This is a genomic window from Bacillus sp. RC251, from assembly GCF_044908765.1.
GTDB lineage: Bacteria > Bacillota > Bacilli > Bacillales > Bacillaceae_G > Bacillus_A > Bacillus_A wiedmannii.
Genome location: NZ_JBIYDP010000015.1, coordinates 76,636 through 87,762, shown reverse-complemented (window position 1 = coordinate 87,762; position 11,127 = coordinate 76,636). Strand labels below are relative to the sequence as shown.

Annotated in this window: 9 protein-coding genes and 1 pseudogene; 2 read left to right on the top strand and 8 right to left on the bottom strand. The window is 30.5% G+C overall.

Going from position 1 to position 11,127, the window contains the following annotated elements:
• Positions 1 to 529: 529 nt before the first annotated feature.
• The 7 genes and pseudogenes from dltB to ABH961_RS26990 all read right to left on the bottom strand — a co-directional run.
• The gene (gene dltB, locus ABH961_RS27020; RefSeq protein ID WP_404520411.1) at positions 530 to 1,696 is read right to left on the bottom strand and encodes a D-alanyl-lipoteichoic acid biosynthesis protein DltB; all 1,167 of its coding nucleotides are present in this window, start codon (positions 1,694 to 1,696) and stop codon (positions 530 to 532) included.
• A 97-nt stretch (positions 1,697 to 1,793) separates the two neighbouring features.
• Complete coding sequence (locus ABH961_RS27015) at positions 1,794 to 2,393, bottom strand: TetR/AcrR family transcriptional regulator (RefSeq protein WP_098149812.1); 600 nt, start codon at positions 2,391 to 2,393, stop codon at positions 1,794 to 1,796.
• 576 nt (positions 2,394 to 2,969) lie between these two features.
• Positions 2,970 to 3,992, bottom strand: coding sequence for a sensor histidine kinase (locus ABH961_RS27010; protein ID WP_098574444.1), 1,023 nt, complete (start codon positions 3,990 to 3,992; stop codon positions 2,970 to 2,972).
• Positions 3,989 to 4,660, bottom strand: coding sequence for a response regulator transcription factor (locus ABH961_RS27005; RefSeq protein ID WP_153588908.1), 672 nt, complete (start codon positions 4,658 to 4,660; stop codon positions 3,989 to 3,991). Before ABH961_RS27005 ends, ABH961_RS27010 begins: the two co-directional genes overlap by 4 nt.
• 81 nt (positions 4,661 to 4,741) lie before the next feature.
• The gene (locus tag ABH961_RS27000) at positions 4,742 to 6,730 is read right to left on the bottom strand and encodes an ABC transporter permease (protein ID WP_404520408.1); all 1,989 of its coding nucleotides are present in this window, start codon (positions 6,728 to 6,730) and stop codon (positions 4,742 to 4,744) included.
• Positions 6,720 to 7,487 carry an ABC transporter ATP-binding protein gene (locus tag ABH961_RS26995; RefSeq protein ID WP_404520406.1) on the bottom strand — a complete coding sequence of 256 codons (768 nt, stop codon included), beginning with the start codon at positions 7,485 to 7,487 and terminating at the stop codon, positions 6,720 to 6,722. The genes ABH961_RS27000 and ABH961_RS26995 overlap by 11 nt, the downstream gene beginning before the upstream one ends.
• Before the next feature lie 392 nt (positions 7,488 to 7,879).
• Positions 7,880 to 8,045, bottom strand: a pseudogene (locus ABH961_RS26990) (DUF1093 domain-containing protein); the annotation flags it as partial.
• A 494-nt stretch (positions 8,046 to 8,539) separates the two neighbouring features.
• Between ABH961_RS26990 and ABH961_RS26985 the strand changes: the two are divergent.
• Positions 8,540 to 9,070, top strand: a complete 531-nt coding sequence (locus tag ABH961_RS26985) for an RNA polymerase sigma factor SigX (protein WP_000472754.1) — start codon at positions 8,540 to 8,542, stop codon at positions 9,068 to 9,070.
• Positions 9,071 to 9,073: 3 nt separating this feature from the next.
• Positions 9,074 to 10,021 carry a DUF4179 domain-containing protein gene (locus tag ABH961_RS26980; protein WP_000995924.1) on the top strand — a complete coding sequence of 316 codons (948 nt, stop codon included), beginning with the start codon at positions 9,074 to 9,076 and terminating at the stop codon, positions 10,019 to 10,021.
• Between the two features lie 535 nt (positions 10,022 to 10,556).
• Here ABH961_RS26980 and ABH961_RS26975 read toward each other — a convergent pair.
• Positions 10,557 to 11,084, bottom strand: coding sequence for a GNAT family N-acetyltransferase (locus ABH961_RS26975; RefSeq protein ID WP_002204277.1), 528 nt, complete (start codon positions 11,082 to 11,084; stop codon positions 10,557 to 10,559).
• Positions 11,085 to 11,127 lie beyond the last annotated feature (43 nt).

The window sequence follows — 11,127 nt, the reverse complement described above, 5'->3', positions numbered from 1 at the left end:
CGTCATACGAAAAAACACCTCCATTGAATTTGCATACTTAGTATGCGAATTCAGGAGGTGTTTTTTTCATGTACCACTATTCGGGTTCACTTCATTAACTCTAGCTTGTTTTTTGTTTACAGGTATTACAACCTCTTTATTATTAGTATTTCCAATGTATACTTTTGTTTCTATTTTTGAGGATATCAGGGGGATCGGGATAAAGTTAATGTTTAAGGGGAAATGAAAGTAAACTAATGGGTAAAAGTTTACTTTGGAGTTTTGAATCATTTATAACTAATTTTGTAAAGAAATTCTCAATATAGATTTACTTGTTAAATATGGTTATAATATTCGAAATTTTAAAAAGTAAATTATAATAAAAATTTGATGGTCATCCTTTTGTTTACTCCTTGCACTAAAGATAAGATCGTGTTCCCGGATCTTATCTTTTTATTTTTGAATTTTAGATACAAAAAAGGAATCCTTAATAGCTTAAGGATTCTGCAACAGGAGATAACAAAATATAAACAATAAAAAGAATTACTTATTAAAAATAATGATTTAAGTGACCAGAGAAAATTAGGAAACCGAAACATACGAAATGGAATGTAATCACAATTGCAAGGACATGCATGAACGTATTGTTGGGCCAAAATTTATACTTCTTGTTTTTTCGTTCGAAAATATCAAATAAAATAAACAGAGCAATATGATATAGAGCATAAATCATATATTGAGCAATATGATGACCTGTAATATGCCAAATTCCCATGACAAAAAAGTTCAAAAAGACGCCAATATATGAAATCATATAGCGATTTTTTATGAGCTTTTTCTTTGTGGCAAAAAAGACAAATCGCATGTAAATAAAATCACGGAGCCAGAATGATAAGCTCATATGCCAACGATTCCAGAAATCTTTAATATTACGACTGATAAACGGTTTATTAAAGTTTTCCGGTGTTTTAATACCCATCATATAACTGACACCGATTACGAATGAGCTATAACCTGCGAAGTCAAAAAATAGATATAAACTATAGCTATACATATAAATCATATTTGATAAAATTGTGTTTTGGTGAGCTATTGTTGCATCCATAATATTTTCTTTTATTAAGTAAGTAAGTATAAATTTATACAGAAAACCTTGAAAAATACGGTTAATACCCATGTATAGTAGATTTTGGTATTCTTCAGCACTTGGTGGTTTTTGAATATCTTTTTGGAACCTGCGATACCGATCGATAGGTCCGGTCGAAATAGCAGGGAAGAACAGGATGAATTCCCAGAAATTAAAGAATGAGCATTCTTTAATTAAGCCATCGCGAATTTCAAATACCATTTGTACTGCCCTGAATGTTACATAAGATATACCAGTAAAAACAATGAATTTTAATTCAGGTACAAATGGTGCAATTTTTGCCAAAATCAACGGCAATATCGACAAAATAACAGCCATGTAAAACATGAACGTATTATTATTTTGTTTTCTTAGTAGTAAATAACCTTTAATAAGGACATATTGCCAAATAATAAATACTGCTAACATTAATCCTTGATTTGGTTTATCCGAGAAGATAATAGCAAGCATAATTAGCGTTAGGACAGCATTATATTTGCGCAACATTTTGCCTCTTAATCCAGCTACGATAGTAGGTATCAAAAAAATGCCCACTATAGCGAAAAAATAAAATGATCCATATGCGGTCAATGCTGTAACCTCACTTTATAATGTTCTACAATCCTACATTCCATTTTGTCTAATGGAGTAATGGATTGGCACATGAATTATCTCGGGATTATAGAGTTTAGTAATCACTCATTGCGTCTTTTGGGAGGGCAAATGCTGATATAAATGTTTTTTCTATAATCGCATATGCCGGAGCAATTTGTTCCTCTGAAGCCCCATGCATAACTTGCAACGCTAATCCATTCACTGAAGCCAATAAAGCCCTTGAAAATGCTTCTATGTCAATGATTTCTACATTGGAAGTTTGAATATATTCTTGAATTATGCCTATCAATTGGTTCTGTAGAACTCGAATTTCTTCCATAATTTTCGGTGACCAAGCCGCTGCTGCTAATAAAGTAAAATACACCTTTCTCCATTCAGAACTTTTGAATTGGTGATGTACTACAAATATAAGATTTTTCAATTTCTCTGAAAAATCTTGTACATTTGAGAGTTCCTTCTGAATTTCTTCAATTTGTTTTTGCATGACATAAGAGGTAGCGTTAACTAATAAACCCTCCTTTGTTGGAAAATAATAGTGAATTAAACTTAAAGTAATTCCCGCTTTTGTAGCAATATCCCGTAATGTAATAGCGGTTGTACCCTTTTCAGCTAAGCATTCAAACGTAGCCATTAGTATTTGATCTCGAGTAGCTATTTTTTTTGGACTAGACATTGTATTTCACCATCTTATTTTTTATTTGGTCAACCGACCAATTTATACTAACTTATTAGAGCATTTTTTACAATACTGAGTACCATCCCGTATCCACCAATCTAAGGTTTTAATGTAACCCCTAAATGAAGATTTTCTTTCTCTATAATTAGTTATTTTGAGAATTCAGCTCTTTTTTTTCTTTTTTGGGGGTTATATATTTTTTAAGTTGATGGGCATGGGTCACCATATCAAAAAAAGACAATTGTACGTTTGGACACAATTTAGACACAAAATATCCGATTCCTTGTACGATAAAGGATCGGATATTTATTTTACTGTTTTATATAGTGGGCAATTTCTCCCTTACGAGGTCTGTGTAGCAACCGAACCAAATCTTACGTTAAGTATTAGTGGACATCAAAAATAGTAATGACTAATCCAGATTAACATCCATCCAATTCACAATTACATATACCACTATGTTAAATAGCTAAATAATACAAACGGTATGAAGAGAATTTCTACTCTTTTCATACCGTTTTAAATTTGTTTATAAGTTCATACCAAATTCGTGGAAAGATGGCAGCATCTCTTTTATAAACAAGGATCAAAAGTTGCCATACCTGACAACGGAAATATTAATGTAACTCTAGTTCCTTTATTCACTTCAGATTCAATGCTAATTTTCATCCCTAATTTTGAGCACAGCTTTTCGCATAGATACAAACCCATTCCTGTACTTTTGCTAAATCTCCTGCCATTCTCTCCAGTAAATCCTTTCTCAAAAACTCTATTTATATCTTTAGGTATTATCCCTACTCCATTGTCCTCTATGGTTAGTATTACTGAGTTAGCTTTCTTAATTGTGTATATACGTATCATTTGTTCTTTGTTATTTGAGTACTTTATAGAATTCCCTAATATTTGGTTAATAATAAATTCAATCCATTTTCCATCACTATATACAATCTCATCAATATCCTGTATATCTAATTTTATTCTCTTATGAATAAAATCCCTATAATTTCTTTTAATTACAGTTCTTACTACATCATCAAGGTTGATTGGTTTTATAATATAGTCTTTATTAACGTTATTGCTTCGAGAATAATACAGAGCCTGTTCAACAAACCCCTCAATCCGATTCATTTGAGAGTCAATTTTATTCGTTACTTCATTTTGATTATTTTCAATTATAAGCTTTGTAGAAGCTATTGGTGTCTTAATTTCATGCACCCATGTCTCTATATATTCTCTGTAATCCAATTGCATATCTCTATAATACTTTACATTTTCATGCATATCTCTACTTACTTCTTTCAGTATAGCGTTAAGCTTTTCCCCATGTATAAAGTTTGCTTCCTTTACTACCTCAGGAAGTAGGTATTTTTTCTCCAAGTTTTCTAATATGCCATTAATCTCATTATAATAATTTTTACATCTTATAAATTCTATAGCCATATATAAAATCAATGGAAAAAACCAAATACAAAAAACAAAGCATATTATAATAAACTGAACATTCGCAGTCAGCAATATACCTGCTAGTATAATAAATACCAGTACATTAGATAGTATTACTACCATTTTATCTTTAATAAATTCACCTATATTCATGGCATTATATACCCTAAGCTTCTTCTTGTTGCAATTGGATTTTCTATACCTATCTCTTCAAGCTTTTTTCTTAATCTATTTATATTAACAGTTAAGGTGCTATCATCCACAAAATAATCAGACTTCCATAAAGTTTCAATGAGTGAATCTCTTTTTACAATATTTCCGCGATTATTTATTAAGCATGAGAGTATTTTAACTTCATTTTTAGTTAACTCTACAGACTTGTCTTGATAAGTAACTGTTGCATTTGAAAGATTTAAAGTAAAATCTCTATAAATTAAGATATGATTCGTCTTGAAATCCCCAGATGTTCTTCTTAAAATATTTGTTACTCTTGCTAATAGTATTTCTGTATTATAAGGCTTTGTTATAAAATCATCTGCTCCTAAATTCATGCTTATTAGTTCATCTACATCACTATCTCTACTTGTAACCATGAAGATTGGAACATCTGAAGTTTTACGTATTTCTCTGCATATATAATAGCCATCGAAAACAGGAAGATTTATATCTAGTAATATAAGGTCTGCATTCTCATTTTCTATATATTTGATAATGTGATTAAAATCTGTGGGAGCCTTTACTTCATATCCATACTTTATAAAAAAATGTTGTAATTCTTCTCTGATGATTTCGTCATCTTCAATCAGAATGATTTTTTTCATGACTTTTCCCTCCCTATACAGAATATAAGGCTATTACATCTTGAAAAACAAGGTGTAATAGCCCTAATGAGCATTATAAAATCAAGTATTACTTTTTACAATATTTTTATACCCGACATATGTCGTGTAGAAGTATCCTACATACACTACAAGAAATACTAAACCAGTTATCAGTGCTGGTAATGTAATGTCTGTTGGTTGAATTGCGTTAATAAAATTATTGATTACATAAATTCCAACTATAGAATGAATTAGGGCAAGAATAACTGGTAGACTAAAGTATACGAAAGTTTGAATAAAAATCGTTTTATCAATCATGGTTCCGTTTGAACCAATTCTCTTCAAAGATTTATATCTATCTATGCTATCACTGGCTTCTGATAATTGTTGAAGAGCTAATACAGCCATACTCGTTATTAGAAATACAATTCCTATATATATCCCAATAAACAGTATGATCGTTTTCAATCCCTTACTTTCTGCACGAACTTCATCCTTTGATTTGCCTGATATATATACAATATTTAATTTCGGGCCATTTTCGTCATAAAAGCCCTTTGCAACGTTATCATATTTTTTATTATATTCTTCTCTATTTCCATCTACATAATTTACATTAAGTACGGATGTACTAATCTTGTGGTCTGATACAAACTCATCATTTATAACGATTGCGAAGAAATTAAGTTGCGCATCAGAAGTGTAAAGGTTCTCTTGTATAATTTTATTATATTTTACAAAATATTCTTTTTCTTTAATATTCACCTTATTACTATTTTTTAATCTTTTATTTATCGGAGTAACCAACCGGTTAATATTTGATAAAAGTACAACTTCATTGTTATTTAAAGTAATTTTCTTTTCACCTTTGAGATTTAAAATTTTATTATAATCAGATACTTTAATGATATTCGCACCGCTATCCCTATAATCTTTAAATGCTTCTGGTATTAAGTCCCCCACTTTCATCTCTGTTGAATATACATTATAAGATACATATTTTTCGTTATTACTTAGTTTAAAATTTGATTTATCTAATACGTCTTCTATAGTGTAACTTTCATCCCTATTCACCAACACAATACTGGCATCAAATGGTGTTGTTTCTTTTATGGTTGCGTCCATCATTCTGTTAAAGCTGATTCCTGTAGATAAAGTCACCATTGTAAGGAATAACATTAAACAGATTACAGACATGGATATAAAATTTGTATTAACCTTACTATTTATTTGTTTGATGATAAATATATTTAAACCCTTAAAATAGACTTTTTTATTCTTCTTTACAACATATAATATAAATCCAGATAAACTAAAGAAAAACAGAAATGTACCTAATATGCCAAGAAGGATTGATACCATGAGCATAGGATTATTATAATTCAATCCAATTCTTAGTACAGTCACATATGCATATCCAAGTGATGCTACACACATAATAAATGTGATTACATAGATAAGAGGATTTCTAAATTTTACATCTTCATTTTTTCTACCTGCTGTTAACAAATCAATTATTTTGTATTTAGAAACAACATATACATTAAATAACATAACAAGTAAAAACATGATTCCAAAGTATAATACACTTTTACCTATAGCACTTGTTGAAATTATAAATTTATATTTATTGATGGGTAATTCAAATAACTTTAATGCAAATGTAGATAACCCCTGCGATACTCCAATACCTATCATAAGTCCACTCACTAAAGATATAACACCAACTAGAAACGTCTCTGTTACTAATATTCTGGATATATTTCTTCTTCCCATACCTAAAGTCATGTATATTCCTAATTCTTTTTTACGTTTTTTAATTAAGAAATTATTTGCATACAATATTAAACCACCTAATATTACGGATACAAATACTGACACATCTGAGATAGCGTTCATTACTGTAGACACATACTTTCTATCTGCAGCGTTAATTTCCACAAGTGCCTTTTGTGATTCTATGGAGTTAAAGCTATAAAATATACAAACAGCCAGTGTTAGTGTTAAGAAATATATTGCATAATCTTTAAAACTTTTCTTTATATTCCCAATAGCAATCTTAGAGTACATTATTATCGTCACCTCCAAGAAGAGTTATAACTTCGATAATTTTAGTAAAGAATTCTTTTCTGGAATCATTCCCTCTTACCAACTCGATAAATATTTTTCCATCTTTAATAAAAAGAATTCTACGAGCATAGCTTGCTGTAAATGCATCATGAGTAACCATAAGTATTGTAGCTTTTAAATCCTTATTTAGACTTTCAAATCTTTCGAGTAATAATCTAGCTGATTTAGAATCTAACGATCCTGTTGGTTCATCTGCAAGTACTAAAGATGGATCTGTTACGATAGCTCTTGCCGAACCAACCCTTTGTTTTTGTCCGCCTGACATTTGATAAGGGTATTTTCTTAATACTTGTTCAATGTCTAAATACTTTGCAACTGCTTGTATTTTTCCATCAATTTTTGAACTTTTCTCACCTTTTATTGTTAACGCTAGGGCAATATTTTCATAAGCAGTAAGGGTATCTAATAAATTAAAGTCCTGAAATATAAACCCTAATTCATTTTGTCTAAACTTATCTAGTGACTTTGATTTTAACCGAGTAATGTCACTATTATTTATCATTATTTTTCCCGTAGTAACATTATCAATCGTTGATATACAGTTAAGTAATGTCGTTTTGCCACTTCCTGAAGGCCCCATTATCCCAACAAATTCTCCCTCATCTACCTTAAAACTAATATTATCTATAGCCTTTGTTACATTATCTTTATTACCATAATATTTTTCAATTTTTTCTACACTTAATATATTTCGCATTAATAATTCTCCTTTTTCATTATAAAAATTCTTTAACCCTCATTCATTTATGTAACTAATTTTAAATAATTTCATTTATAGTATCGATGGAATTACATTTCATTAACATTACATTTTTGTTATATTGAGTGATACCTCTACATATAAGTTATCAGAAATCGCGATGGTATAAGTAAGGATTATTCGATGCCTTACCAAAGAGGCAAATAAATGTAGGGATATCTGTTTTAGTGCAAAAAACGATAAGAATTATGTAATGAATGGAAATAAACAAACTGATTATGGCGTAACAACAGCTCTATTTAAAAGACATAGATTCATAGTCATTTCAGAAGAAGATTTTGAAAACAGAAAAGGATTTGCCCTTTAAGGCCAAACCCTTTTTATTTTTATTATTTCGCAGCTAGTTTTTCTTTCACTTCTTCCCACCCTGATACATCTTCTTCAACTTTTTTATCAGAGTAGTAGACGGAATACTTCTTTACGAAGGTGTTTTTGAGTATTGAATTCTAATTCTTTTTCTTTACCTTCTTTATCAAATCCAGCTAATTTGTAATTTAAACGTCTTGATGTTTCTCTGTTACCAATCAAAATACGTACAGATTTTAAATTCGGATGGTTTGCTAGAGTTTCGTTAAAGTGTTGGTAGTACGCTTTATAGGAAAAGCCCTAATTTACTACTTCATATTCCTTCATAATTTTATAAAAGGTGTTTTTCTTTAGTTCTAACATTTCCATAAATATAACAGCAGTTATTTCTCCATTCTTCCATTTTGAATGAGTTTCCTCTATGTACGCTAAGAAACCGGCTACTTACTTTTTTATATAATTTTTCTCTCGTAATGGTCTTAGATTACTAAAATTTGTTTTTTGGTTTAAACTATACAAATAATCTAAGAAACCAAAATGATTTTAATTTTTGCATTCATCTGATTGAAAGATGAATGTTTTTTTGTACATATAAAATAAAAATAAGAATTTTTGTCACAAAAATCATTAATTCGGGTTCTATATAATACAGGCATCAAAATGAGAGTGAGGGTTTAACCGATATGTTTAAGATTAAAAAGGAAGAAAGGCCTGTTTCGGATGTGACATTTGAAGATTTGTTTAAACAAAACTATGTGTACGTGGTGAAACAGATTGTTTGGATTGTCAAAAACCAGACGATTGCTGAAGAATTGGCACAAGAGGTATTTTTACAGTTATACCGCAACAATTGGAAGGAGATTGAGAACCTATCTGGATGGCTACTAAAATCTTCTACTTTTGTAGCTTATAAGTATTTAAGATCTGAAAAACGACATCAGGCGAGAGTAGATAAAACCATACAATATCATGAAGTACAGCATATTTCTTCCCTAGATGATGACTGGATTAGAAAAGAAGAAATTACAAAAGTACAATTGGCGCTTAGTGAAATGAATGAGAAAGATCAAACCATTTTATTAATGAAATTTTCTGGTTTTCAATATAAAGAAATTGGCGAAATTCTTCAAATCGACATATCTTCTATTGGAACATTATTAGTCCGAGCCAAGCAAAAATTCCGTAAGATTTATCAACAATTAGAGGAGGCGTAATAAATGAATTGTTATGATATGGGATTTATTCAAGCATATATAGACGGTGAATTATCTGATAGGACAAGAAAAGAATTCACAAAACACATAGATACTTGTAGCGCATGCCAAGAATTATTACTGGAAATCACCAAATTAAATCAATGGGAAGATGTCAAGTTAGAGGAAGCAACAGTACATTCATCAAAAGAAATCGAGATTGATGTTGACCAAGCGTGGAAAGTATTTGAAAGTCACGCAAAATCAGAAAATGTTTCTTATATCAATGAAAAAATGGAACCGAAGAAGGGATTGTTTACAAATATGAATAAAAAATCAAAACGTTTCATGTATACTGCAGTAGCGGTAGCAGGGCTTTTTGCTACAGCCATGATTCCACAAGTTCGAGTTGCAGCTACAGATGTAGCCTCTTATTTTTCCAATGCAATTTCAAATGATAGGATTATTGAAGAAGGAAGAGACGTTACAAAAGGTCAATTTATTCCTATTGATGAAAAGATTACAGATCAAGGTGTTACAGTACATCTGAAAGAATTATATATAGCGGATGCACGTATATCCGTTCATTACAAAATTGAAAAAGAAGATGGAAATGTAGTACCGTTTGAATTTGATACAACAGGTTTAGAACTTGAAGATGACGGAAAAGTAAACGGTCAACAAGAAAATAACCCCGAGTATAAGAAAAATGGGTACTTCGGACAATTAGCATTTATTGAAGGAGCAAATGATGGGCCATTCGAACTAAAGGCATCAGGTGTAGCATTAAAGGAAATTGGTATTCGTTTTAAGGATAGACCTGAAGGCGTCATCACATTTATCGAAGGTCTTAAAGGAAAAGATTCTTTCAAACAACCGCTCACGTTAGATGTACACATAAACAGAATTGGAAAAGTATCTGGGTCTTGGAAAACACAACTTAAAATTGACCCTACCAAATTAAAAAAATAAAGTAAGTTCAAATGAAAAAAAGAATAGAACGATGTGTTTCCAATACCATGCTTATATTCTTCCTTGTGTTACTTGCATTTATTTCATACATGATTTCTACTATATCTTTTTTAATTTCATAATCATAAAAGGTAGTAAAGTAAGTAGCCGGTTCCTTAACGTATAGGGAACCGGCTGAAATCTGTCCAAATTGTATCGTAACGTACAATTCTCTTTTTTTGATAAGGTGACCTCATGCCCATCAGCCTAAGATTTTAAAGTACCCCCTAAACGGAATTTTTCCCCTGCTACATGTAGTTATCTTATCGTAAGCGTTGATGACATGAGATTCGAAAACGGAAGACAACATAAACTAACCAAAGTTTACATACGTAAAAAGGATTGCTGTTGTTAAACAAGCGACCTGATTAATTACCATAATCCTTCTTATAAGAAGGACAAAAAAGCTAGTAGAATACTAGCTTTTTTGTACATAAATAAATATTGAATATAAGAATTTGATTACATTTCCATGAATTTTGTTCTTAAAAATTGTTTATGACTTCAATTTTATTTCATAATGGGATAGTTTTTTCCCTGGATAATCCTTATCATAAGCAAATTGGAACCCGAGTGTCTCCAATACCTTTTTTGATTTATCATTTGTAATTTTAATTCTCGCAATTAGTTTTTTAATTTCCATCGAGTTAGCAGCATACTGTATAGATGCTTTTGCAGCTTCTGTTGCATAACCACTTCCCCAAGATGCAGGATCTAAAAGGTACATAATTTCAACTTCCTCTTCTTTTTGATCTACATATCTTAAGCCACAATGTCCTATAATTTCCCCAGTACATTTATTTAATACTGCCCATACACCAAAGCCATATAGATTCCAATGATCTACGAATTTTTCAACATATATTTTTGCTTCTTCTTTTGTCATCCCTCTAGATGCTGCAAGCCATTTACCGACTGTATCTTGTTTTACGATGTTATAAATATCATCAATATCTTCTAAACTTACTTTTCTCATATAAAGCCGGTCTGTTGTAATTGTTTTTTCGTCTATTTTAACATTCATATAACTCGCCCCTTTAGACAGTAATAAATAGTTCTTTCTAAGT